Genomic DNA, 25,733 nt, shown 5'->3' on the forward strand with positions numbered 1-25,733 from the left:
TAGAATTAGGGGTTAAAAATCCCACCACTTCTCAGGCTAAAACCAACCAGTACGAATAATACAGAAGTAATAGTAACTGCGATAATGTGATAGGCTAAGGGTTTTAATTTTTGTTTAGGGATAAGGACGAACCTGGCGTGTAATGCGAGGCATATGGTACATAAAAGAAGCCCAAGTTTTATAAGAATGTGTTTTATAAAGTGATTTTCAAAATCGAAAGTGAATAAATCAGGAGCATATATGGTTGTCATATATATTCCTGTGATGACAAGTATAAATAAGGAAGGGATTCCAATACGTTCGTACCTGGTTTCAAAACTCTCTATGATTTTGAAATCATTATTGCGTAGTGCTTTAGGAAGAAATGTCAAAGCTAATATAAGGTGACCTCCTGTCCATATGGTAGCACTGATGATATGAATAAATATTACAATTTTTAGCATTATTGGGTGTTGTTTTTAAGAGTTGACAGGAGCTTGTTCCAGGAGTATATATTTCCTCCTTTTTTTGCCTGAACAGAGTCTGCGTCTTTTGGGTTTTCAAAGGCTGATAAGTAGGCTCCCATCGGACTGGGGATTTGCTCGGTGATTAAAAAAGTTGCTTTTGTGGCATCTATTAATAATTCTGGTTTGGTATAATCTACAGTGAGGTAAGAGCCGATAGAGGAGGTGTCTACTGTTTTTATATGGTTGATCATACATTCGGTAGCATCAAACTTAAATACTTTTCCTTTTCTGGTTACAATTTCTGCTGCATGTCTTTTATCTACAATAGTCATTGTACAGGAATAACACATGTCTGTTCCGTAATGAATAGGCTTGGGACCTGTATTACATGAAGTCAACAGTATAGAAATAAAAGAAATGAATAATACTTTTTTCATGATGCTGAATTTATTTTAGGAGGGGAGAGTGTTTTTTTGATTTTTTTTGCTGGTTATGTATGCGAATAGACAGAGGAGTATTCCTGCTCCTAAGAAAAAAGCTCCCAGTTGCGGATATGAATGCACTCTGAAATTTAGGATATCCTCAGATCCTAGTAGCGGAGGCTGAAACCCCATCACACTTCCGTCTGGATTTGTGAATTTCAGGATTGCTTTTGGGTCCAGGTTATGACCGTATTCATATTCCCATAGATAAAAGTCATAGATGCCCGCACATGCTAATACACTCATTATTATAAACCATCCTAAATACCACTTGTAGTTTTTGAAAAAACCGATGAGTACCCCGGTAAGTGCCATAAAAATGATTACTATAGGGAATATTTTGAATTCAGGAATCGTTTCCGGAATTTCCTGCATTCCTACATAGTGATTCATCAAATTTATATTTTTGATATCATGGGGGTGGGTGTCGGCAAATTTATAGATGTAGATATCCATTTCCAGAGGGGTAGGGTATTGAGGCGCTTCCAGTGTAATGTTCCATAAAGGAAATAGAAACAAGGTTAGAATTATAACAGCACCAGATACCATCATTATTTTTGGCTTCGTCATAAGAATAATATTTAAAAAAAATGAAGCAGTCGTTTCGTATGATTACCAAGGGTCGTCCTTATCAGATTATTGAAGATATGGAAGTTCTTTTGATAGGCTGATAAGCATTGGTATATCATGACTGCTTCATTATGAGTGAATATGGTATTTACGTTATAGAGGTACCTTGTTTAAGGCTTATTCATCCCCTAATGACCAGCTTAATTCAATGTCGGAATCCTTTGGAGAAACACGAACATATCCTTGCATCTCCTGATGTAGTGCCGAACAAAAATCAGTGCAATAGAACGGCCAGACACCTACTTGCTTTGGCTCCCATACAAAAGACTCTGTCTGTCCGGGCATGATCAATAACTCGGATGTATTTGCTCCAATCATACTAATTCCGTGAGGGACGTCATAATCTTGTTCGAGATTGGTTACATGGAAATAAACTTTATCTCCAACTTTAATACCTTCGATATTATCCGGAGAAAAATGACTCCTGATCATGGTCATATAAATGTGAACCTCATTGCCATTTCGTACTACTTTTACATCTTCAGCAGACTTGGCAACATACGGGTGTTTGTTTTCTTCGAGTTTAAATATCTTTTTAGACTTTGATTTTATCAGATCTGCCGGACATCCGGCAGCATAATGAGGTTCCCCTACTGTTGGAAAATCCAGAAGTAACTCCATTTTTTCTCCTGTGATGTCATACAATTGTGCAGATTGTGTTACTTCGGGACCAGTAGGAAGGTAGCGGTCTTTTGTGATTTTATTCATTGCCAATACGTATTTTCCAAATGGCTTTCTGGAGTTACCTCCTGGAATCATTAAGTGTCCTACAGAATAGTATGTAGGTTTTCTGTCAATAACTTCCCAGGTACCTACTTTCCATTTTACTACTTCAGAAGAGATAAAGAAAGTGGTATATCCATGACCTTTATCATCAAACTCTGTATGTAATGGACCAAGTCCTGCTTGTTTTACACTTCCTGCATTCACAGTTTCAAAATCAAGGATCGGAATACCATAGGCTTCTCCTGTGAATTTTTTCTCTTCAATGGCTTTCATCATTTTAGAAAAAGAATGTACGGTTACATCAGCAGATAGCTTCCCACTTCCTACAATGTACTCTCCCGTAGGGTCTACATCACATCCATGCGGTGATTTAGGTGTAGGTAAGAAATATACTAAACCAGGACATTCTGCGGGATCCAGAACACGAACTTCTTTTCCCCACTTAGTGGTTGCAGTATGTGTTTCTTCGTCATAAATATTATGTGCATATCTAGTTGGCATTGTCTTGAATTTTCCGGCCTTGATATATTCTTCTGCCTTCTTCCAGTTTACTGCTGCAATAAAATCCTTATCATTTTGTGAAGCATTTACTTCTAGTAATGTACTTGCTTCTTCGGTATTATAGGTCGTGTAGAAAAACCATCCATGAGATTTTCCTCTTCCCGGGTGCGCTTTGTCATAATCGAATCCCGGCATTAGAATTTGAAAAGACAGATCCATATGTCCTTCTTCGGGATCTACTTTTAAAAAAGATAAGGCGCCTTTAAAATTACCTTTGTATTCTTTGATCGAAATATCTCTTTGAGGTACCGGAACCCCAAAACGAGTTCCTGCAATTACATATTCCGTGTTTTCAGTTACATAAGAAGAACTGTGGTTTCCTGCAGAGTTAGGAACTTCTATGATCTCAGTAGTTTCGAAAGTAGTAAGATCTATTTTGGCAATTCTAGGTGTATTATTCTCGTTGATAAATACCCAACGACCATCTAGTTCTCCATTTGTTTGCGAGATATCCGGGTGATGTGCATCTCCCCAAGGGATATGCCCAAAAGAAGTATTCAGCATCGGTTTTGTCTCTTCACTATACCCCCAGGCTTTTTCTGCGTCCTGAGAGAAGACAGGGATTATTTTGAACAGTCGACCGGAAGGAAGACCATATACGGCTAACTGACCACTGAATCCTCCAGAAACGAAGGCGTAAAAATCGTCGTGCTCTCCAGGAGGGACATATACTTTTTCTGCTGCGGATGCGTTTAAAGCTCCTTGCTGCTTAGATTTTGTTTTTGGGGTGCAGTTTATAATAGTTACTGCGATACTTATTATAAACAGATAAATGAATGTCTTTTTCATGTTTTATTTATTTAGAAGGGAGAATTACTTTATCAACTACGTGTACAATTCCATTACCGGCAGGAACGCTACCAATAATTTTAGCGCCACCTACATATACTTCTCCATTTTTTACTTCTACCGGGATGTTTTCATTACTGGCTTGCCCTAGCTTTTTGAATTTTTTTATAAACTCTTTATCATAGGTTGCCGGAGTAACATGGTGCTTTAATATGTATGCGAGCTGATCTATATTTTCCGGCTTTAACAAATTGTCTACGGTTCCTTCCGGGAGTGCATTAAATGCTTCGTTTGTAGGAGCAAATACTGTCAGAGGACCAGCATTGACAAGTGAGTTTTCTAATTGTGCAGCTTGTACGGCAGCGACTAAAGTGGTGTGATCTTTAGAACCGATAGCTATGTGTAATACAGACGGTTTTGCTTCGTCATCTTTGATAAAAGCCTGCCCTTGCCTTTGTTGTGCCTCTTGCTGTTGGGACTTAGAGGGAGATGATACCTTGTCAACAGCTTCATTTTTACAACTTATAGTTGCAAAACACAATAAGAAGAGCGAGTATCGTATCGACTTTTTATACATGTTTGTGTTCATTAAACGTAATTGATTTTGGGGTTATTGATATTCTATAATGTTCTTAAGTATTCTAAAATTGTTCTGGATTCTTCTTTGCTCAAGCTTTGATTTGCCATTGGAGAACCGTTAAACTCAATAAAGAGTTCTTTGGCTAATGGATCTTTCTGAACCATTTCTTCGGGATTTAACATCATATTCATCACCCATTCAGGAGTTCTTCTTTTTAGAATACCTGCTACCGGAGGACCAATGAATTTTTTGCTGACTTTATGACAAGCCATACATTTTGTCTTGAAAAGAGCTTGTCCGTTAGTAACCATTGAACTATCGGTGTTTTCAGGCAATTCTATAGAAGATATGGGACCAATACCTTTGTTTGTTAAGTCAACCTTTTTGGATGCAAGAATAACGGGAGAGGTTGTTTCTTTTTCTTCTACCTTATTCGTTGAGGTATGTTTTTTTCCAATTGTAAATTTTTCTTCTTTTTTTTCTTGTTTTTCACTGCAACTCATACACAGTAAAACAGAGAATAAAAGGAAGAATGTTCCTAGTCTCTTCATAGTAGTGTTTTTTAGAATTTAATACCCGATGTCTGAACTTTAAGACAACCTTACTTTGTTTTGAGATAGACAAAAGTAATTGACAAATAATAGTTTAAATATGATTTAAATCATATATTAAGATAAAAACATCTTTTATTCTTTTAACTAAAAAAATTTCATGATAAACTCTTTATTTTTATAGATGAATTACAAGAGAGAAGATCGGTTTAAATGCCTGAGATTAGAAAAAAGAAGGAAGCTGATACCAATCGGCATAAAACAGCTCAGTAAAGTGAGTAGAAAAAAATAGTGACTAAATAGAGGAAGTTGTAGCCAGATAGATATTCCTTTGTAGCATATAAGAAGCTCCGAACCTATGAAACCAATTAAGTATAGGGTCATAGATGTTTTGGGAAGTACTATTAAATAAAAATGATTGAGAAAAAGTAATAAAGCCAGGCTGATGATTCCTAAGAATGTTAGGTGAAGATATCCTATTATAAGGTCTAAATTAGAATGAACAATATTAGAGAAATAAGGAAACGCCGTCAATGTCTGGAGAAAAAACTTAAGACAGAGTAACCCTAAGATAAATCGATACAGACCTCGTTTAAAGGGGGAGAGGTCTTTGCGAAAAATAAAAAAAGAGCTATTACTTATTTTGATGAATACCCCAAGGCCTAATAATTGACTAATAGCTCCTGTGCCGGCTAAAAGGTAGACTAGTGATTTTGGAGTGTTCCACAATACAGATAAGAAAAAAGACAGGAGGATTCCTATCTGAAAGGAGTAATATAGCAAGCGTTTTCTCTTTCTTGGGATGTTTATTTTTTGTTGTTCCAGTATGTAAAAAAAGACCCCTAACAATGAGAGAAAAAACCAGCCATTATATTGAAAATGAAGATAAAAATAAATGGCGTGTTTGTACCAGGGAGAAAAACTGCCTAGTGTATTCATTATGATTCCTAATGCCCAGGGACCAATACTGGATAGAATCATATAGATTAAAGCGCTTCGGATTAGTGCATATGAAAACGAGTTTTTTTGTTCGGGAGTTGTATTTTTTATAAACAACCAGAAAAAGTAATAAGAAGCAACTATAAAAAGAGAAGAAAACACAATAGAAAAGAAAGCATAGCCTGTAAATGGAAAAGTAAACAACATGCCTATAATGGTAATTTGTGTACACCAAAAAAGCCTTTTGTATGTTTTGCCGATGTTTCTTTTGGATAAATATAACTGGTAAATCAGAGAGGTTATTCCTGTGTAGATCCAACCTAATAATGCCACATGTGAATGAGTGTGTACAATATGCTTATAATTTGTAGAAAGGAATATGACATGAGACATTCGTAGTATAATCCCTAAAAAGGCAATGATACAAAAGTATATTATTCCGATAGTAGCATGTTTTTGTATCTGTACCATAGTGGACTTCTTTTATGATATAGCAAACCATATAATCTATAATGAAATAAAAATATGGTTTGCTGTTGTAAATAGAAAAGCTTTTTACAGACAGTTCTGTACTTTTTTTTCTAAAGCTACCGCTTTTGGGTGAACAATATTATTTTCTAAATGAATATGTAAGTGCAAATCTTGTTCAAAATCATCTAACTCAGCATACAACGCCTTAAAAGTGTTGCAGGCTTCTTCTGGAGGGGTGTAATTATTTGTCAATTTAGCAATTGTTTTAAAAATTGTCCCAGCGTTTTCATGTTCATATTCCATCATTTGTACCGGATTTTTTACGGTTCCAAAATGAGGAGAGGCATAGGGAGTTTGTGTTTGGTCAGCTTTGATTAGTTTTTTTATAAAAGGGAAGAGAATTAATTCTTCTTTTTTCATATGAGTTGTTAATTCATTCGCTACTTCTAAGAACAGTTCCTTAATTTTAATAAGTTCGGGGTAATGATGTCCATGAACATTCGCTACTTTCTCAGTGTATGCCAATAAGATACCAATACTCTCCTCTACATAAGTGTGGTGTACATGTATGATATGGTCGATTAAAAAGCCTAACTCCCAATTGTTATAATCAAACTCCTTTTTATTTTTTTGATCAATAGCCATTAATTCATTCCTAACTATATCATAATCGATGTTATGATTAGAACAAGCTTTTTGAATAGTGATTCCTCCTCCACAACAAAAGTCAATTCCATATTTCTTAAAAACGTGTGCTGTTTTTATATTATCAGCGACTACTTCTGCTACTGTTTTTTGTGCCGTAATTATCATAGGATTTCTTATTAAAGTGAAACAAAATTAAACAAGGCTTTAAGAGGATTGTGAAGATACTGGCAGATACCTATAACTTTATATGATCTCAATCATATAGTTTCTTTTTATGATGACAAAAGCACATTAAATACCTGTTATTAATGTGCTTTTTTTATAATGATTTATTGCATTTTAATTGTTACTAGTGAATAAGGTTGGCTTAATAATAAGCATTATCCATCCCCAATTATTGGTGTTTCCATCTGTATTTTCTTTGAGAAGTTCCATTCCATCAGCCGCAAAAAGATGAGAATATCCGGCTTTTATAGCAATGTCTTTTTGCATCTTGTATGAATAGACTAAGTCAATTTCATTACCAAATTGAGTATCACCATTAGAAGGCATATCTGCAGCCGCAGAAAAATTATGTATGGCAACCAGTAAATTTGCTTTGGTTGTAAGGGCTATTTTAGCTTTAGCATAAAGATCGATGAGCCCTACATTATTGATATGATTCCCGACATAGAAATAATCCATCAAACCATTAAACTTATGGTTTGTTCCATAAAATGGATTAAAAGCAGTATTTTCCCTATTTGAAGTGGTTCCATTGTCGTTTCCACTTTGTACTTCGATTCCTAGAATAGGAGTAAAACTGGGAGTGATTTTATAACTGGCTTCTAAACCAAGGAGATATGCACTCAGGTCATTGTCAGCTAGGTCATTACCGAATTGATAATATGCATTACCAATAATACCTAGTTTATTTTTTTTATAGCCAAAATGGGTTCCTGCTGTCTGACTATATCTAGTTTCATTATTATCTGTATTAGTATCATCAATATATTGAAGACCATTATTGAGAAATAATAAACTAGCAGAAAAATTATTCCAATCTTTATGCAACCAGGCATATTGCAAACTTTTATAAGTATTAGGAGTAGTTAGTGTTGTTTCGGTTAACCTCTCAGCATCTTGATTAAAGGCAGCACCTATGTTTAAGGTAAATCTGTTTTTTTGGTAATTTAATACAGCTGCATCATGACTACGTGCTTGTTGCGCCCAATCTACACTTCCGAAAATACGTTGATCATCCAAGGAAATTTCTTGTCGACCAATTTTTGCAGAAAACTCCGGAGTAAACATAATTTTTCCCCAGGCTTCATGAATACTTAAACCGTTTTTGTCAGCAGTGTTTAGCTGAGGGACATCTCCCCAAATTCTGATATCCTGAATGCTTAGAAAAAAGTCCAGCTTTTCAGTTTTATAAGCTGTTTTTAATCGTGTTCGTTGAGAAACAAACGCTGCGGGGTCAACATTATCAGCAAAAAGTGTTTTGAAACCATGCCTGTATTCGAATCTAGGGCGTAATTCGGCATCAATTTTTAATTGAGCGTTCGAAAAATAGGTAAAGAATAAAAAAAACGCCAAAGTGAAACTATTGTGTATTTTCATAACGGATATAATAAGAATTTATGGTTACAAAATTTAAAAGATAAAAAGGGATAGGAAATGATAAATGTCATTTCAGACACGTTTGTTTTATTAAGGAGGAAAAAACGTAAGGTTTTAAACCTTTTTTAAAGATGATCTTTAATGAATAAATCTTGTGTTTTGAGATAAAAATAATAAAGATAGTTTACGGGAATAATGTACTTTTGATAGAGTATCAAGAAATTCTTATGGAGAAAGAGAAACCAAGATTGGTAAGGCTTACCTCAATTATGACGCAGCTGCAATCCGGAAAATTGATAACAGCCAGAAGTATTGCCGAAAAGCACAATATAAGTATTCGTACCGTCTACAGAGATATTCGAACATTAGAAAAATCAGGAATACCGATTGTCACAGAGGAAGGAAGAGGATATTCCCTGATGGAGGGATATAAGCTGCCACCAGTTATGTTTTCTGAAGAAGAGGCAAATGCTTTGATAACGGCAGCAGAAGTGATTAGTGCGAATAAGGATATTTCTTTGGTAACTCATTATCAAGAGGCAATAGCAAAAGTAAAAGCAGTTTTGAGATATTCTCAAAAAGAAAAAACCGAGCTTCTGGAAAATAGAATTCACGTACGAAAAGATCGGGATATAATCAGTTCTAGTAATTTTTTAATTTCTCTTCAATCTGCTATCACTAATTATCAATTAATATTTTTGGATTACCTGTCCCTGGAAGATAATAGGACGCAGAGAACCGTTGAACCATTTGCGTTGTACAGTACTAATGAAAACTGGATTTTAATCGCATTTTGTAGATTAAAAAATGAGTTTCGATCTTTTAGGCTAGATTGTATAAAAGAAATAAAAGTAGTCAAAGAACACTTTACCAAACATCCGATGACATTGCAGGAGTATTTCGAAATATGTAAAAAAACATGGGAGGAGAAATCAAAAAAGAACCCCTGACATAGGGTTGACATTACTGTCTTATAAGTTTGCAGAGAATCATTAATACTAAAGACATGAAAAAAGTAAACATGACTTCTTTTTATATCATAGGAGTCTCTGTAAGAACTACTAATGAAGAGATGAAAGCAGCAACTGATATTCCTGAGTTATGGAATCGGTTTATGACACAACAACTACAGGAAGTAATCCCTAATAAAGTAGATGAAACCTTATACGCAGTATATACAAATTATGAGAAAGATCATACCAGACCCTATGATACCGTTGTAGGATGTGCAGTTACCTCTTTGGATAATATTCCCGAAGGGATGGTTGGGATAACCATATCAGCGGGGGAGTATATGTCATTTGTATCTAAAGGTGATTTGACTCAGGGAGCTGTATATAATACCTGGTTAGACATTTGGAATACCCCTTTGGAGAGAACTTACAAAACCGATTTTGAACGCTATGGGGAAGCGGCTAAAAATCCGACAGATGCCGAAGTAGAAATTTTTGTTGGAGTGATGAAATAAAGGATCATCTGATGCGATGAAAATTCCAATTCCCGATACTACAAAAGGAAGAAAATATGATGTTTTTTGTACTATTAGACTGGGGGGATCTATTAGTTTAAAAAAATAATTTTATGTGCTATTTGTATAAACCGTTTGGATGAGGGAATTGGAATTTTATTGTTTAGGTGGTCTTCTGTTTTATAGAAAAGAAATACTTGTTTTTCAAAGTATATTCTTTTCTATAAAAAGGGGTTTATTAGTAAAGGGGTTGCTATTTTTTCATTGAAACAAACACAGTCAAAAAAGTACCTACATTATGTCAAGACGTAACTTATTGCATGTATAACCCGTAGGTACTTATATAAAATCACTTTCTGAACGAAACATAGACCCGTTTTTTCCGTAAAGCAAAATAGTTTTAAATTCGATTAGATAGGTTTTATATTCGATGTAGTGAATACAGTGTGGATTTAGTATTTTAGCAGTAATAATAAGCCACTACCCCTCTACTATGAAGTCATCCATACAACTTAGCTGTATATTGATGCTGTTTTTTTGTTTTATGAGTTGTGATAAAAAAGCAACTATACGACCCGCTATAACAACTTCACTAAGTGCTCTAGATACAATATCACAAAAAAAACCATTACAAGCTTTAAAAAAGATAGATAGTCTATCCAAATACGTCGAAGCAATAAATGAAGCCGAAATAGCCATATTGTTGTTTAAGAAAGGGGAAATTTATTTTTTAAATGATCAGTACTATCAGGCGTTAAAGGTTCATAAACAAACCTATCAGCTATTTCATAAATTAAAAGATGATTATAATAAAGGAAGAAGTTTAATAACCTTATGTGCAGCAAGCTTACATTTGGGTAAGGTAGAAGAAGCACAAGAATACGCTCTGGAAGCACTTCGTATTTCGCAAGATATTACTAACGATAGACTCTGTGCTAAATCATATAATCAGCTATTTCATCTGCATCTCAAACTAAAAGATTATAACAAAGCACTTACTTATATAAAAAAGGCGGATTCCGTCTTTACACATTTACCGGATACAATTTCTAAAATAGCGATAAAAAGTAATATGTCTAGTGTGTATGTGCTACAAAAAAAATACAACAGAGCTCTGGAGAATTATCAGGAAATTATACAAAATAAGCAGTATACCAAAGACCCTAAAATGACAGTTAGTATTCTCAATAACATAGGCTATACATATCTTAAAGCTAAAGAAGAGAAAAATGCAGAAAAATTTTTTAGAGGTGCGATAACATTAAATAAGAATATCAAAGCGATTAATGCAGCTCCATATAAAGGACTGGGGCATATGTACCTGATGTTGGGAGTTCATGATTCGGCAACAACATATTATGAAAAAGCATTAGGAGAATACAAAAAACATACGAATCATAGCGAATCGATTGAAGTTTATGATAAACTGATTTCTATAGCCATTTTAGAAGAGAAATATCAACGGGCTTTGGAGCAACAAATTATTAGAGACAGTATTCAGCAACAGCAAACAATAGCGGAAAAAAATAAATTGCTTTCATTCGCAAATGTAACCTATGAAATTAAACAGAGAGAAGCAGAATTGGCATATGAAAAAGAATTACATGAGAGTAATAAATTACTCTTTGCTACTATTGTATTGTCTTTATTACTTGTATTAATAGTAGTTGGTTTTTGGCTATATACGACCAAGTTGCGTTCTGCTAATACGGCATCGAAGTTAGAACAACGCTTATTGAGAGCACAGATGAACCCTCATTTTATCTTCAATACCTTGGCAGCAATCCAAAACATAATCTTAAAAGGAGATTCTCTGCAATCTTCTAATTACATTGCCAGGTTCTCAAAGTTAATTCGTCAGAATTTTGACTATGTGAGAAAAGAAAAGATATCGCTACACCAGGAGATAGGAATGATAACTAATTATATAGAGACACAACAATTGCGGTTTAATAATATGTTTACCTACACAATTATGGTAGAAAAAGCCATCAATACCAGAGAAATTTTTATTCCTCCCATGCTCTTACAGCCATTTGTAGAAAATGCAATCGAATACGGATTAAAGCATAAAGAGGAAAAGGGAAAGTTGTTAATTGACATTTCGGAAACCAAAGAAGGTGTTCAGTTTGTCATTGAGGACAATGGAGTGGGAAGAAATGCTTTTTCCAAACAAAAGGAAATAGAAGATGAGGTACATGCTACAGATGTTTTTAAGGAACGGTTGAAGCATAGAAAAAAAGGAGAGGAAAAACATTTTTATATTCAGGATTTAGTAAATGATATAAAAGAATCTATAGGGACAAGAGTTGTATTTAAACTAAGAATGCTATGATTAGAGCTGTATTGATTGAGGATGAATTTAATGCAATGAATGCATTAGAGAAATTGATAAAATATACACAGAAAGACATCACTATTGTCGCTAAAATAGATAATGTCCCTGAGGGAATTTCTTTTCTTAAGAATGAAACTGTAGACCTGGTATTCTTGGATGTAGAATTGGTAGGAGGAAGTGCTTTTCAGATTTTGGATGCATTAGATACAATTAATTTTAAAATTATTTTTACGACAGCCTATGATGAATTTGCTATAAAGGCAATTAAATTTGAAACCATAGACTATTTGCTAAAACCGATAGATTCGGATGAGCTGTTTAAGTGTATAAATCGATTTAGAGTAGGGTATAAGAAAGAACTCGCCTATAAAAAAGCAGTAGAGAAAATATCAGAATTAGATAAAAAAGAAGAACAAAGAACCCTGTTGATTAAAACTTCAGATCAGCAATATTTTGTGCAGATTGATGATATTATACGTTGCCAGTCTGATGGGAGCTATACAGTTTTTTATACCACAAATCAAACAATTATGAGTGCCCGTAACCTCAAATATTATGAGAATTTATTGAGTAATCACACCTTTGTACGAGTACATCAATCCCACTTGATAAATATAAAATATATCCAGACGCTGACCTCAAATAATACTGTACACCTGACCGGAGGAGAAAAAATTCCGGTAGCAACAAGAAAGAAATCGTATGTAAAACGTATTCTGGAACAATTCTAATTCAGTTCAGATATAAAATTAACAGGGACACATATAAAATGATTAGAGAATAAGGTAAAACCTCCATGTATTTTTGATTGAAATTGAAGTAAACTACCTCGAGTAAGAGTAAGAGGAGTTACTTAGGAGATAAATTGTATTTCAGGGGAAGCCCTGGGATATACATCTTGATCATCGAATAAACATCAAAAGAAAATATAATGGGATTAAAAGAAAAGAGATTTACCAAAATATTTCAGGAAGAACAATTTCCAGACTTACAACAACAGATTTTAGAGGCATTAGGAAATGAAGTCCCTATGGAAATTGAATGGGAAACATTATTTGAAGAACGTTTTATTCATTTGTATTCAGAGACGTACCCTAAGATCTATTTTATACCTCTGATCGAGGCCTTTAAAGCAATTGGAGTTGATGATTTGGGTAAAGAAGCCCTGAAAGAAGGAATCCATAAGATTGTGATTTGTAACAAGAATGATCATCATAATCCGGAACGAGCTTATACAATTTCAGAAGGAGTATTAACCGTAGATCATAGTCCTGTACTGAATGCAGATAAAGTAGAAGAACGGATCTCAGTATTACAGCAAGTTATAGAAAACTCTTTATAAAAAAGTCTCCTTTTCTAATCTAAAATAGAATACATCAATAGAAATGGACAATGAATATCTGCGACAATTCAAAGCGAAATCTCCCACTTCAGTAATACAAGAATTATTTAGGACAGCACCATAGTGTTTGATTGAGATTTTATTGCGTAATGGTGCGTGTATAGAAGGAACTATTATTGATTGCAGTGATAGCTTTATTTGTATGAGGGATAAAAGAGAGAAAGTGAGTTATTTTTCTCTTTATGAGATAACAATGGTCTCAGTGCTACAACCTAAAAAAGCGGCAGTGATATTATCTGATGGGGCTATCAGCAGACCAGTGGATGAGAAAGCATCCATAACAGTTTTGGCACTAAGAAGGTGGCTGATGAGCATGATAGCATCATTACGGATTCCCGATTTTACAATCACTTTACCAGATGAGTTAAAGTCAGTAGAAGAGCGGCTCAATATAAGAGATTGGGGTGTTCATTTTTGTCGTGCCATAGCCGAAATACGATCGGACACTTTAGGAAAAGAAGCCTGGAGTACCATTCGCAAAATAGAACTGCAATTGACCTCGGGGTCAATAGATATATCCAAAGATCAGGATATAATTTTAGCAAAAATTAATTATCAAAAAGCAACACCATCAAACTTAACCAAAACTCTAGAAGAGCATTTGTTAGAAGTGTTGTGACAAAAAATAAAGAAATACCATGGGACTAAAAGAAAAACGAGCTGTTGAAGCATTTAGAACAACTCATTTCGAAACCATAAAAAATGAAATAAATAAAACTGCGGGATTTGAAATTTCATTTGATATTTCCTGGGATACATTATGTGAAGATCGATTCTCTCACTTGTATGATGACACATTTCCCAAGATCTATTTTTTACCACTATTAAACGGGCTAAAAGAAATCGCCAGTGATGCTATGGGACAGCAAATGTTGCAGACCGGTTTGAAAAAAGTAACTATTCTTAATCAAGACAATAAGCACAATCCAACGCATGCGATTACTTTTCAGGGAGGAGTATTAACAATTGATCATAGCCCGGTTTTAAATGCAGATAAAGTGGAAGATCGAACCGAAAGAATTGTTTTTCTATTAGAAAACGGTCTGGAAGAAGTAATAGAAAGTTCTTCAGTAAAAGAAGAAAAAAAAGCAGCTGACGAAGAAAAAGTATTGGAAGAGCTGGATATAGAAGTGCTTTATAATCAGTGCGTGGCAAGGTCTTTTGAACAGCAAAACATATTCGCAGATATGGTGAGTGATCAATCCTGGGATTTTAACATGGGAAAAGGAACAGTCACATTTGGAACACAGGAATTTTCAATGCAAATGTTGGGGACATATTCAGAAAAAGAAAAATCCTGGTTATGGGCATGGGGAAATCAACAAAGCGGGATTCCAGAAGTATTATTAGAAGCAGTTCACGAATTACGTTCCGTAGGAAGTAAGTACGGAGTGGAAGATTTTGTAAGCCCTAAAATAGATACAGAAGAAGATCCTGGACATTTCTACGGAGCCATTGCCAGTTCCTTAACAGGGATGAGCTGTTATTGTCCGTTAAAATTTAAAGGACTAAATGTCTATGTATTGATTAAATCCGATGAAATAGAAGCAAAGGAACTCAAAGAACCTTCATTACTGGCTGCTAATTTTACGAAAATGCTTACAGCAGTAGCCTGTTCTCATAAACATGCACTGTATTCATATTTAGAGAAGAAAGGATACTCTATGGAGTTGACAGGGAATAATATTGTGGCAACTAAAGAAGGCGATCAGCTTCTTGGGATTTTTGACCTGAAAGGGAGGTTAGTAAAATTGACAAATAACAAAGTAGCAGTATAATGACAGCATATCAATCAACAACCTTGCAGGAGTTAGAAGAAGAACATCAGACAGCGATTTCTGAGGCGCAGACAATAATGATGAAAGAATTGGAAGAAGCTCAGTTGACCGGTGATATGGATAAAATTCGTGTCAGCAGTAGTGATTTCCAAAAGAAGACAAGCCAGTTAGTAACATTATATCAAGAAAAAATAGAAGAAATCAATGCAAGAGGAGAGGTAGATACTTCTTTAGAAGATAAGGTATATGGAAATACCAGGAGCGGATTGATATTAGATAATTTGGTATATGAAGGAGATAAAGAGTATGTATTAGCTTTTCAAAAAGATAATCAGATTCAAAAAGTACTGGAAACAATAGAAAGTAATAACCCAGTATTTAAATCGAGAAGGCATCTTTTGAAATCCAGTTTGAGATTGACAAAAACGTTAGCTCCTCAGTTACATGAAATAGGGACACATTGCAAAGAAATACTAAAACTCAAAAACAATATAGAGTTTTTTGTCTACCAAAGTGATGTTTTTAATGCATCCTGTTATCCACCGGATGATAACACACTGTATATCATTCTTTCATCAGGGATCTTAGAACGATTCCAAAAAGATGAATTGAGTTTTGTTGTCGGACATGAAATAGGGCATGTTCTTTTTGAACACTTTAAGTACCCAGTAAAACACATATTGGAAGAAGGGAGAGATACATTAGCTCCTATTCATGCCATGAAATTATATGCGTGGAACAGAAATGCTGAAATAAGCGCAGATAGAGCAGGTTTACTGTGTTGTCAAAGCTTTGAAGCAGCAGGAAGAACTTTTTTTAAATTATCATCAGGAGTTACAACAGACTCGTTAGATTTTCAGTTAAGTGAATATTTACAGCAATTTGTAGACCTGGAAAGTGTGTTAAATGATGCAGGTCACGATCCTTCAGATTGGTATTCCAGCCATCCTTTTAGCCCAATTAGAATAAAAGCATTAGAACTTTTTAATAAGAGCGAAACATATAAAAAGTTTAACAATGCGTGCACAGTAGAGATTACAGGAGAAACTATGGAATCCGAAATCAAACGCGTAATGTCACTGATGGAACCCCAACACCTGAATGGAGGGGCAGAATATACCCATAAAATACAACGATTTATGTTTTTGGGAGGGTATTTGATTGCTAATGCCGATGGAACAATTGAAGAATCAGAAATTCAGGCATTGAGTAGTATTGTCGATGCATCAATATTTGCAGAATGTATGCTTACCATACAAGGGTTGGAAGAAAAAGAAATGATAGGAGAGCTGGGAGCGCTTGCCAAAGAGTTGGATGTAGTACTGTCAGTAATGCAAAAACTGAATATTTTGAGAGATTTATCGATTATAACCTATGCAGATGGAGCTATTGATGACTCTGAGGTAAAAGTACTGTATACTTTGGCAGTGATGTTGTATATCAATACAGAATTTATCGATCGGGTAATTAGTGATGCACAAGGGATAGAATAAAGTTTGTAAATACTGTTTTTACTGTTTTTATTTTTTGAAAAGCATGTGATTTTATATCGCATGCTTTTTTTGTTAAAAAACATGTAATTTTTATAAAAAGAGAAAAAACAAAATATACCAAAAAAGAAATTTGAACTGATTTAGTAAATCATTGATAGAAAGAGCACAATGCAACTTACTGTTAAACCATAATTTTGTTAAATTTTTCTTGTTAAATTGTCTTAAATATTACTAATAATGTAATAAATAGTATTTTTTACAATGATTTATTGTGGTTTATAGATAATTTCGCCCGCTGAAAACTAGCTAATAATAAACTAATTGCTTAATTATCTATGAAAAAAAATCATGTAAAAATTCTCTTAAGCCTTTTTTTTCTGTGTTCTTTTTTAGCAAGTGCACAAGAAGGAATGGTTGAGGGTACCGTTCGTGGTTCAGATGGAATTCCTTTACCCGGAGTAAATATTATTGTTAAAGGAAAAACAACAGGAACCTTATCAGACTTTGATGGGAATTATACAATAAAAGCAACTTCAAGTGACATTCTTGTTTTTTCTTTTGTTGGTTTTGAATCAAAACAAGTTCCCGTAATGGATAAAGTGAAAATCAACGTAACATTACAAGAAGATGTAAGCGCTTTAGAAGAGGTAGTAGTGGTAGGATTTGGTACACAATCCAGACAAAATATCACCACTAGTGTAGCTTCTATTTCTGCAGATCAAATAGCCGAAGTTCCTACTCCAAGCTTACAGAGTGCTTTAGTAGGTAAAGCAGCTGGAGTACAAATTACACAGCTCAATGGTAAGATAGAAGGAGGAGTAAAAGTACGTGTTAGAGGAATTGCATCTATATCAGCATCTCAGGAACCGTTATATGTTCTGGATGGAATCCCTATTAATAACACGAATGAATCAAGAAATGGAGCGCCATTAAACCCATTATTATCATTAAACCCTAATGATATTGAATCTATTGATATTTTGAAAGATGCTTCTTCTGCTGCAATCTATGGAGCCAGAGGAACAAACGGGGTAATTATTATTACCACTAAGAAAGGAAAACAAGGAAAAACGCGAGTGTCCCTAAATTCTTCTTTCGGAATTAGTAGTGCAACTAATAAAATAGATCTGTTAAATGCTGCAGAATATGTAGAATTGTTTTCAGAAGCTTCTGTAAATACTACAGGTAGTACTGCTGCTGCAGAGCAGGATTTTGATAAATTATCTAATGGTAAAGATTGGAGAAATAATGAAATAGATACAGATTGGCAGGATATTGCACTTAGAGAAGGGTCTGTACAAGATTTAGGAGTAAATATTTCAGGAGGTGGAGATAAAACCCGTTTTTTCGTATCTACAGCCTATAATAATACCACAGGAATTGTATTAGGAAATGAGATGGAGCGATATACATTTAGAGTGAATGTGGATCATGATATTTCTAATAAATTTTCTATGGGAGTAAAAACCAGTTTGGCAAAAACGATTATTGATCGAATTTCGAATGATAATAGTCTTACAACTCCATTACAATCCATTGCACAATCACCATTGTCTTCACCATACTTAGAAGATGGAGTAACTCCAAATAGGGACGGGCTAAGCTATTATAACTTCTTATTTAATGAAACAAACGCAAGCATTAAGAATCAGGTTTGGAGAACTTTTGCAAATACCTATTTAGAATATGAATTTATTCCAGATGTAAGTTTTAGAAGTGAGTTTGGATATGATATGTTATCACAGTCTAATGATCAGTTTTTAGGGAGCCAAACATTTTTAGGAAGACCAGTGGGAGGACGAGGAACAGCTTCTTCAGTACAAACAGAAAAATATAATTTCAATAATTATTTCAAAATTGATACAGCCATAGGCGATTATGTAGATTGGGATATGACTCTAGGAATGAGTTTTGAAGATGAAATAAGACGCTCGGAATTTGTGGAAGGACAAGGGTTTCCATCAGATGAGTTGATAACCTTGAATAATGCCAGTCAAATAACAGCAGGAGGATCTCGAAAAGATCAGGTTAATTTCCTTTCATATTTTGGGCGTACTGGATTGCGTATAAATAACAAATACCTCTTTAAGGCCAGTTTGAGATATGACGGATCTTCTCGTTTTGGAAAAGAGAATAGATTTGGTTGGTTCCCGGCAGCTTCTGTAGGATGGATTGTATCAGAGGAAAACTTCTTACAAGGATCTTCATTCTTATCATTGTTAAAATTCAGAGGAAGTTGGGGAAGAACAGGTAATGCAGAGATAGGAGATTTTAGAGGATTAAATCTATTCAGTAACACTCTTAATAATAGTAAATCAACATATAATGATAGAGGAGGTTTAATCTTTAATCAAATAGGAAACCCGGATCTGAAGTGGGAACGAACAACTCAGGTAGATGGAGGAATCGATATAGGATTCTTTAATAATAAAATTAAAGCAGAAGTAGATTATTATGTAAAGAATACGGATGAGTTACTATTAGCAGAGCCTGTTCCAACTACCTCGGGAGTACTGAGTGTCTTTAAGAATATAGGAGAATTAAGAAATAAAGGGTTGGAAGTAGTCATCAATACTAAAAATATTTCTAGCTCCAATTTTAACTGGACTACTTCATTTAACATTTCTACCTTTGACAATGAAATTACGAAATTACCTGGAGGAGATATTATCAATGGGGTTAATATTGTACGTAAAGGAGAAAGTATTTCATCATTTTATTTAGTAGAATATGCAGGAGTAGATCCGGCAAATGGAGATGCACTTTTTATTAAAAATACAGAAAATGCAGATGGTACTATTGATAAGAGTACCACGAATGATTTTTCAGAAGCCAGACGAATTGTAGCAGGAAGACCATTCCCTACCTTAATCTCAGGATTGACCAATACGATCAACTATAAGAATCTGGATTTTTCTTTTACTCTTCAGGGAGAATGGGGAGCTTCTTTATACAATGGAGCAGGGGAGTTTCAATCTAGTAATGGAAGTAATGTAGATAACCAAACTGCTGATCAATTAAACAGATGGCAACAACCAGGAGATATTACAAATGTTCCTCAATTTAGAATGGGAATACGTAATGGTAATCAGCAAAGTACTAGGTATTTAGAAGATGCAGACTTTGTGAGACTAAGAAATATCACTTTGGGATATACATTACCAGAAGACATCACCAAGAAGTTTTTTGTGCAAAGATGCAGAATCTATTTTACAGGGGTTAATTTATTAACATTTACAGACTTTAGTGGGTATGATCCTGAATCTACAGCGGACCACTTTGGAGGTAATAACCAAAGAGTAGGAGAGACATTTTACTCAGCTCCTGCAGCAAAGACATATACCATGGGGATTAATGTTGATTTTTAAAAAATGACCAATCATGAATATTAAAAAAACGATTATAAAATTTAGTGGGATATTATCGATATTGCTACTAATAAGTTGTGATGATAATTTAGAATTAACTCCACAGCAAAGTATAGAGGTAGAAGATGCAGTAACTACTGAACAAGGTCTGAAAAGTGTATTAATTTCTGCATATGAAAGAGCTGGAAGCGGTAATGTATTAGGAGGAGGAATCCATAATGCTTCTGAATTATTAGGAAATGATCAGTTGATTGATTTTGGAGGAACTTTTAATACCTTAAAAGAGTTTGATAATAAACAAATGACAGTTAATAATACAGATGTTTCAGGTATTTGGATTGACAGTTATAGAGCGATTAATCAAGCTAATATTGTATTAGCGAATAGTGATGTTGTAAAAGATGAAGAAGAGAGAAATAGTCTGGAAGGAGAGGCTAAATTTATCAGAGGAGCTGTATATTTTGAGTTGGTAAAATTGTTTGGAAAAACATATCAAGAAGGAGAACAAAATCCCCAGCCGGGAGTACCTTTAGTGTTATTGCCAACATTAAATTTGGATGAAATAAAAGGACCATCTAGAAATACAGTGGAAGAGGTGTATGCTCAAATTCTTACGGATCTTACAGAAGCATATAATACACTACCAGAAGCAAATGCAGAGTTTGCAGATAAATATGCGGTAAAGGCATTAATGGCAAGAGTATATCTGCAGCAGCAAGCATATGAAAAAGCAAGAGATGCTGCTAATGAGGTTATTCAGAATGGAAATTTTGAGCTAGTAGATAGTTATTCAAAAGCTTTTAATAATTCGGAAGATGGCAGTGAAGATATTTTTGCATGGCAGATAACAATTCAAGGTGGGCGTAATGAGATGAACTTATATTGGGCATCAAATGATTTTGGTGGTAGAGTAGGCTTAGATATAGCAATAAATGATTCTTATTGGACAATATTTGATGACTCTAATGATGAGAGAGGAGCCTTCTTTTATGATGCAGAGGATGAAAGAGCTTCTACAAAATGGCAGGAGCAGTATGCGAATGTTCCGTTTATCAGATTAGCAGAATTATACTTGATCAGAGCAGAAGCCAATGAAAGATTGGGGACAACAGAAGGAGATAGTCCGCTGAATGATATTAATAGAATAAGAACCAGAGCAAACGCAGCTGAACTTACCGCAATAACGCTTGATGATATTTTATTAGAAAGACAAAGAGAATTAGCTTTTGAAGGCTTTGCGTTACATGATCTTAAACGTTTGGGAGGTTCTGTAGATGGAATTGATGCTAATGATGATAAATTAGTACTTCCTATTCCACAAAGAGAAATGGATGCAAACCCAAACTTAACTCAGAATCCAGGATATTAATTAGCCGTTAATATAAAAATTCGCTTAACGAATTTTGTTCATTAAATATATTCACCCCTTAGTTTTGCTAAGGGGTGTTTGTTTTAAAAGATGCTTATTTAGTAGATTCATTTAATATCCCCTCCTACAGGAAGTCCACTGGGAACACTTTTAGGAATTGATTTATCAAAATGATCATCATTTAAGGAAAGCATAAAGGCAATAATAGATTCAAACTGTTCTTCGTCAACCTCCATATCGGCTAAGTCCTCAGAAAGCATATCACCATTCACATTTGGATTTTCAATTTCTCCTTCTCCCAGTGCTTCATAGAATTCCATTACTTCTTCAAGAGTTCGTTTAGTACCGTTGTGCATATAAGGACCTGTGATGCTTAGGTTGCGTAATGTAGGAGTTCTAAAACGATATTGTCCATCTCTCCCATCATCACTTTCTTTTAGGTCACTATGATCCGCTACTCCAAGACTGTGTAATTCATAGTCGCTAAACATCGGTCCGCTATGACAATTGGTACACTTACTGTCAATGAAAGCCTGTAGTCCACGAATTTCCAGATCTGATAAAGCATCAGAATTTCCATTTACGTATTGATCAAAACGACTGTTATTTGCAATCAGAGTTCTTTCGAAAGTTGCAATAGCTTTAAATAGATTCATCTCAGTAATACTATTCGTTCCATAAGCAGATTCAAATTGAGCAACATAAGTAGGGATTTTCTGTATCCGTTGAAGAATAGTATCAATAATTATATCTTTTTCGAATCCATGTCCTCGCATTTCTTCTAAAGAGAGTATGGGAAGCTTGGCCTGTGATTCCAGTGAAGAGGCTCTGTTATCCCAAAACATTGGTGCTGTAGTAGGATCATAGGGGGTATTGTTTTCGATACCGTTAAAAGCAGTATTTAGGATTGTCGGAGAGTTTCGTTTGACCAACATTCCTCCTGTTCTGCTTTCACCAAGACCTTTTCCTCCAATTCCGGAAGATAGAGCTCTTCCATCTGCATATCCTTTGTCAGGATGATGACAGGTAGCACAGGAAACTGTTTGATCTCCGGATAAGATAGGATCCCAGAAAAGGTTTTTTCCAAGTGTTACCCGAGCTTCTGTAATTTCATTATCTAATGGAACTCCCGGTTTTCCTGGGAGTGCATCCAGACGTTCATCAATAGGGACATATTCAGCCTCAACTGCGCAACTACTACATAAAATACTAACAATGATAAATATAGGGTTTTTTAAAAGTTTCATGATATGATGGGGTTTAAAAGTTAATGGTAAGACCTATTTTAATTCCTGTTCCTTCAGTATTTAACTGTTGTATACCGGTGCTCAATCTGATGGAACGATTAAATTGATACCCAATATCCAACCCTGCCTGAAACCCGAAATTTGTTATAGTCTCTTCTCGCTCTTCATTAGCAAATAAGAATGAGAAACGTTCATTCAGATAAATACCCCCTCCATAGACAGAGGCATAGAATCCCTTATATGGGTTTTTACCAAAGTCATAATCAAATCCTCCAAGAACACCAAAGCCGTTTAATAAAACATTGGTACCTCCTAAGGATCGTATATAATTCGCTCCTACAAATGGTTTTAATTTTTTTTCTGTGGATAAATTGTATTTTGCAGTAAGCCCGATTGCACTTTCATAGGTGCTTGAGTAATCCCCGGAAATAAATAAATATCCGTCTGTAGAAACACTCCATTTTTTAACATTTTCTTGAGCATTCATGGTGGTAAAACACCAAAATAATAATGGCAACATCAATAACTTCTTCATATTCTGACCAATTTTTTAAAATTTTCACAAATGTATGGTCAAAAAAGAGGAGCAAATCTTGATCTATGTCAATAGTTAATTTTTACTCAAACAGAATTTTCTTTTTGAGACGACTAAGTGTTTCCGGAGAAATATTGAGATATGAGGCAATTTGAGTATTGGGAATTCGATTGAGAATATTTTTGTGTTTTTTGGAAAAATTGATATAACGCTGAGTTGCATCTAGTGTATAATATTCTAATTCTTTTTGCTCTTTTCCAACAAAAGCTCGTCCTGCCAGCACGTAGAAAAGTTTGTACCATTTATGATTAGATTCGGCAATGGTCAGAATTTTATTTAAATCCCAATAATATACAGTTGCATCTTCCAGCGCCTGACAATATAATTTGGATGGAGTGTGCTCTATATAGTCTGATAGAGAGGCGACAAAAAAGCGTTTTCCAAAGATAAAATGTTTTGTGTGTTCTTTGTCATTTTTATCCTGGTAGTAGTGTCTGGCAATCCCTGTTTCTAGAAAATAAAAGTGAGAAATCCGCTGCCCTGGTTTACAGAAAAAATCATGCTTTTTTATACTTTTTTTGGATGCCATAGAGAAGAATGTTTTTAGCTCATTATTATCTAAGGGAATTAAACTTCTAAGTTGTTTAGCAATGATGTCTTCCGTCTTCATAAATCTCAATTGTAAAAATAACAGCGGGAAAATACTAAAAATCATTTATATGAAGAAAGAAGATGTAGTATGAAAGAGGTGATTTTTAATGGGGTATAAACTGTAAGGTGACAGGAGTTAAGGAATAAGAAAGTAAAAACCGAAAAATACTACTGATATAAGAGAAATGGGTAATAAAAAAAGAAGCGATACTCCTTATAATATATACCGACGAGGTAACAAATAAGAAAAAATAGTATGTAAGAAAAGAAGCTCTTTAATTCCTGTGCCAAAAGATGTAAGTAAATCAGTAATAAATAAATCTAAACTAGTATGAGAAATAAATTTACGATTGTATTGTTTTTGTGGCTTTTGATACCATGTATAGTCTTAGGACAGTATCAGGTAGCATATCAAGAAGTAAGTAAAGAAATAAAACCTATAAAAAATATCCCATGTGAGTTTTCATGGAAGGCAGTTCATACAGAATCAGGGATGAGAAATTTTACAACTCCGCAACGAGAGCAACCTTTTCAAGGGCCTTGTTTATCATACGCATTTAATGCAGCCATAGAAACCATGTATATGATCGAATATAATGAGACGGTTTCATTATCTCTTTCAGATGCTTATTTGGATATGAAAGTCTTTGATGAAGATATGGCAGTTTATAAAACAGTGTTGGAATCGGGATTTAAGGTGCCTGAAAAAATCCCGGGACATTATGAGTACACTTTAAGTGATTTTTTTCCGGGAGTAGATTCTTGGTTTGATCCGGTTTATAATAATTTTAGAACAAAAGCCTTAAATTGTATTAATGAAGAAAGAAATTTTGTAATAGCAGCAATTGACGAGCCTCCTACAACATATGAAATACTCGATACTTGTGGAGAACCTGTGACAGATTTTGATTATTTGACAGTTTCAGATGTTATTGCACTTCCGTTTTCACAAGTTCCAACAGTAGATCATCTCAAAAATATTATTATGACCCAGGGACCGGTTGTTCTAAAAGTAACCAATGAAGAAACCGATTCAGGGTATGTGCTGCAAAAGTTTAAGGAGTATAGCACATCAGAAATGACAGCAGTATCGTATCATGCATATACACTTATTGGATGGGAGAATCAAACGGATACCACCACCAAATGGCTTATGAAAGATAGTTGGTTCTCCGGAGAAGCAAAGATAGTTGATGACGAAGATTTTATAGAGTTACTTTCTTCAGGGACGATAGCATTATACCGCGTAGAAAATATAGAGAAAAATAACGCAGCTTCGGGAGTTTCTCCTTTTGTGGTAGATACAGCATTGCAATGTGTTCCAGTTTCTCCGCTTTTTACTTTGTGGTCTGTGGGGGTACATTTAGATTATATTTGGATTGGAGGAAAAATGTACTCCAAGTTTTTTGTGCATAGCAATCTGCCGGCAGATGAGTGGGAGTGGGAGGTAATTACTCCTGCATATACTACCTCTGAAATACATGGAGAAATGATGAGTAGTCTGTTAGTTAGTCCACATGAGAATGGCAGCGTTACTGTTCGGGTAAAGGCGAGAAAAGATGATGTATGGACTCCGTGGAAATATAAAACTGTCTATTTGAATAATGGAGTATCAGGTGGGATGCATTAGAATAATCTTTCAGAAAAAATAAGCCTTTC

The 25,733-nt window shown here is 34.7% G+C and carries 23 protein-coding genes; 11 read left to right on the forward strand and 12 right to left on the reverse strand.

Going from position 1 to position 25,733, the window contains the following annotated elements; translation table 11 throughout:
- Positions 1-5: 5 nt before the first annotated feature.
- From ACFSTE_RS13960 to ACFSTE_RS14000, 9 genes are all read right to left on the reverse strand, one after another.
- Positions 6-443 carry a CopD family protein gene (locus tag ACFSTE_RS13960; RefSeq protein WP_176027508.1) on the reverse strand — a complete coding sequence of 146 codons (438 nt, stop codon included), beginning with the start codon at positions 441-443 and terminating at the stop codon, positions 6-8.
- Positions 443-883: a nitrous oxide reductase accessory protein NosL gene (locus tag ACFSTE_RS13965; RefSeq protein ID WP_176027507.1), complete on the reverse strand. Its 441-nt coding sequence runs from the start codon at positions 881-883 to the stop codon at positions 443-445. The genes ACFSTE_RS13960 and ACFSTE_RS13965 overlap by 1 nt, the downstream gene beginning before the upstream one ends.
- Before the next feature lie 15 nt (positions 884-898).
- On the reverse strand, positions 899-1,498 hold the full coding sequence (locus tag ACFSTE_RS13970; RefSeq protein ID WP_378258613.1) for a hypothetical protein: 600 nt from the start codon (positions 1,496-1,498) through the stop codon (positions 899-901).
- A gap of 177 nt (positions 1,499-1,675) precedes the next feature.
- Positions 1,676-3,634 (reverse strand): Sec-dependent nitrous-oxide reductase, encoded by a 1,959-nt coding sequence (nosZ, locus tag ACFSTE_RS13975; RefSeq protein WP_378258614.1) that lies wholly within the window; start codon positions 3,632-3,634, stop codon positions 1,676-1,678.
- A 7-nt stretch (positions 3,635-3,641) separates the two neighbouring features.
- Positions 3,642-4,223, reverse strand: coding sequence for a fasciclin domain-containing protein (locus tag ACFSTE_RS13980; protein WP_254884089.1), 582 nt, complete (start codon positions 4,221-4,223; stop codon positions 3,642-3,644).
- A gap of 32 nt (positions 4,224-4,255) precedes the next feature.
- Entirely contained in the window at positions 4,256-4,765 is a 510-nt protein-coding gene (locus ACFSTE_RS13985) for a c-type cytochrome (RefSeq protein WP_378258616.1), read from the reverse strand.
- A 189-nt stretch (positions 4,766-4,954) separates the two neighbouring features.
- A complete protein-coding gene (locus ACFSTE_RS13990; RefSeq protein ID WP_176027503.1) occupies positions 4,955-6,175 on the reverse strand; it encodes a hypothetical protein in 1,221 nt (406 codons plus the stop codon).
- 84 nt (positions 6,176-6,259) lie between these two features.
- Positions 6,260-6,988 (reverse strand): iron-sulfur cluster repair di-iron protein, encoded by a 729-nt coding sequence (gene ric / locus ACFSTE_RS13995; RefSeq protein WP_176027502.1) that lies wholly within the window; start codon positions 6,986-6,988, stop codon positions 6,260-6,262.
- 174 nt (positions 6,989-7,162) lie between these two features.
- Entirely contained in the window at positions 7,163-8,425 is a 1,263-nt protein-coding gene (locus tag ACFSTE_RS14000; RefSeq protein ID WP_378258619.1) for an alginate export family protein, read from the reverse strand.
- Between the two features lie 227 nt (positions 8,426-8,652).
- Between ACFSTE_RS14000 and ACFSTE_RS14005 the strand changes: the two genes are divergently transcribed.
- From ACFSTE_RS14005 to ACFSTE_RS14050, 10 genes are all read left to right on the forward strand, one after another.
- A complete protein-coding gene (locus ACFSTE_RS14005) occupies positions 8,653-9,375 on the forward strand; it encodes a helix-turn-helix transcriptional regulator (protein ID WP_378258970.1) in 723 nt (240 codons plus the stop codon).
- Positions 9,376-9,431: 56 nt separating this feature from the next.
- Positions 9,432-9,893, forward strand: coding sequence for a GyrI-like domain-containing protein (locus tag ACFSTE_RS14010; RefSeq protein WP_378258621.1), 462 nt, complete (start codon positions 9,432-9,434; stop codon positions 9,891-9,893).
- A gap of 493 nt (positions 9,894-10,386) precedes the next feature.
- Positions 10,387-12,228, forward strand: a complete 1,842-nt coding sequence (locus ACFSTE_RS14015; RefSeq protein ID WP_378258623.1) for a tetratricopeptide repeat-containing sensor histidine kinase — start codon at positions 10,387-10,389, stop codon at positions 12,226-12,228.
- Complete coding sequence (locus ACFSTE_RS14020) at positions 12,225-12,962, forward strand: LytR/AlgR family response regulator transcription factor (RefSeq protein ID WP_176027497.1); 738 nt, start codon at positions 12,225-12,227, stop codon at positions 12,960-12,962. Before ACFSTE_RS14015 ends, ACFSTE_RS14020 begins: the two co-directional genes overlap by 4 nt.
- A gap of 200 nt (positions 12,963-13,162) precedes the next feature.
- Positions 13,163-13,573 carry a hypothetical protein gene (locus ACFSTE_RS14025; RefSeq protein WP_176027496.1) on the forward strand — a complete coding sequence of 137 codons (411 nt, stop codon included), beginning with the start codon at positions 13,163-13,165 and terminating at the stop codon, positions 13,571-13,573.
- A 127-nt stretch (positions 13,574-13,700) separates the two neighbouring features.
- Positions 13,701-14,252 carry a hypothetical protein gene (locus ACFSTE_RS14030; RefSeq protein WP_378258626.1) on the forward strand — a complete coding sequence of 184 codons (552 nt, stop codon included), beginning with the start codon at positions 13,701-13,703 and terminating at the stop codon, positions 14,250-14,252.
- Between the two features lie 19 nt (positions 14,253-14,271).
- Positions 14,272-15,411 (forward strand): DUF6882 domain-containing protein, encoded by a 1,140-nt coding sequence (locus ACFSTE_RS14035; protein ID WP_378258628.1) that lies wholly within the window; start codon positions 14,272-14,274, stop codon positions 15,409-15,411.
- Complete coding sequence (locus tag ACFSTE_RS14040; RefSeq protein ID WP_378258630.1) at positions 15,411-16,904, forward strand: M48 family metallopeptidase; 1,494 nt, start codon at positions 15,411-15,413, stop codon at positions 16,902-16,904. Before ACFSTE_RS14035 ends, ACFSTE_RS14040 begins: the two co-directional genes overlap by 1 nt.
- Before the next feature lie 335 nt (positions 16,905-17,239).
- Entirely contained in the window at positions 17,240-20,272 is a 3,033-nt protein-coding gene (locus ACFSTE_RS14045; protein ID WP_378258632.1) for a SusC/RagA family TonB-linked outer membrane protein, read from the forward strand.
- Between the two features lie 13 nt (positions 20,273-20,285).
- Positions 20,286-21,641 (forward strand): RagB/SusD family nutrient uptake outer membrane protein, encoded by a 1,356-nt coding sequence (locus ACFSTE_RS14050; protein ID WP_378258634.1) that lies wholly within the window; start codon positions 20,286-20,288, stop codon positions 21,639-21,641.
- 107 nt (positions 21,642-21,748) lie between these two features.
- Here ACFSTE_RS14050 and ACFSTE_RS14055 read toward each other — a convergent pair whose 3' ends face one another.
- From ACFSTE_RS14055 to ACFSTE_RS14065, 3 genes are all read right to left on the reverse strand, one after another.
- Positions 21,749-22,888: a cytochrome-c peroxidase gene (locus tag ACFSTE_RS14055; protein ID WP_378258636.1), complete on the reverse strand. Its 1,140-nt coding sequence runs from the start codon at positions 22,886-22,888 to the stop codon at positions 21,749-21,751.
- A gap of 13 nt (positions 22,889-22,901) precedes the next feature.
- Positions 22,902-23,423 (reverse strand): hypothetical protein, encoded by a 522-nt coding sequence (locus tag ACFSTE_RS14060; RefSeq protein ID WP_176027489.1) that lies wholly within the window; start codon positions 23,421-23,423, stop codon positions 22,902-22,904.
- A gap of 82 nt (positions 23,424-23,505) precedes the next feature.
- A complete protein-coding gene (locus tag ACFSTE_RS14065) occupies positions 23,506-24,093 on the reverse strand; it encodes a Crp/Fnr family transcriptional regulator (protein ID WP_378258638.1) in 588 nt (195 codons plus the stop codon).
- Positions 24,094-24,405: 312 nt separating this feature from the next.
- Here ACFSTE_RS14065 and ACFSTE_RS14070 point away from each other — a divergent pair, with 312 nt between their 5' ends.
- Positions 24,406-25,704, forward strand: coding sequence for a C1 family peptidase (locus ACFSTE_RS14070; RefSeq protein WP_378258640.1), 1,299 nt, complete (start codon positions 24,406-24,408; stop codon positions 25,702-25,704).
- Positions 25,705-25,733: the final 29 nt, after the last annotated feature.

The sequence above is a fragment of the Aquimarina hainanensis genome, assembly GCF_042684685.1.
GTDB classification, from domain to species: domain Bacteria; phylum Bacteroidota; class Bacteroidia; order Flavobacteriales; family Flavobacteriaceae; genus Aquimarina; species Aquimarina hainanensis.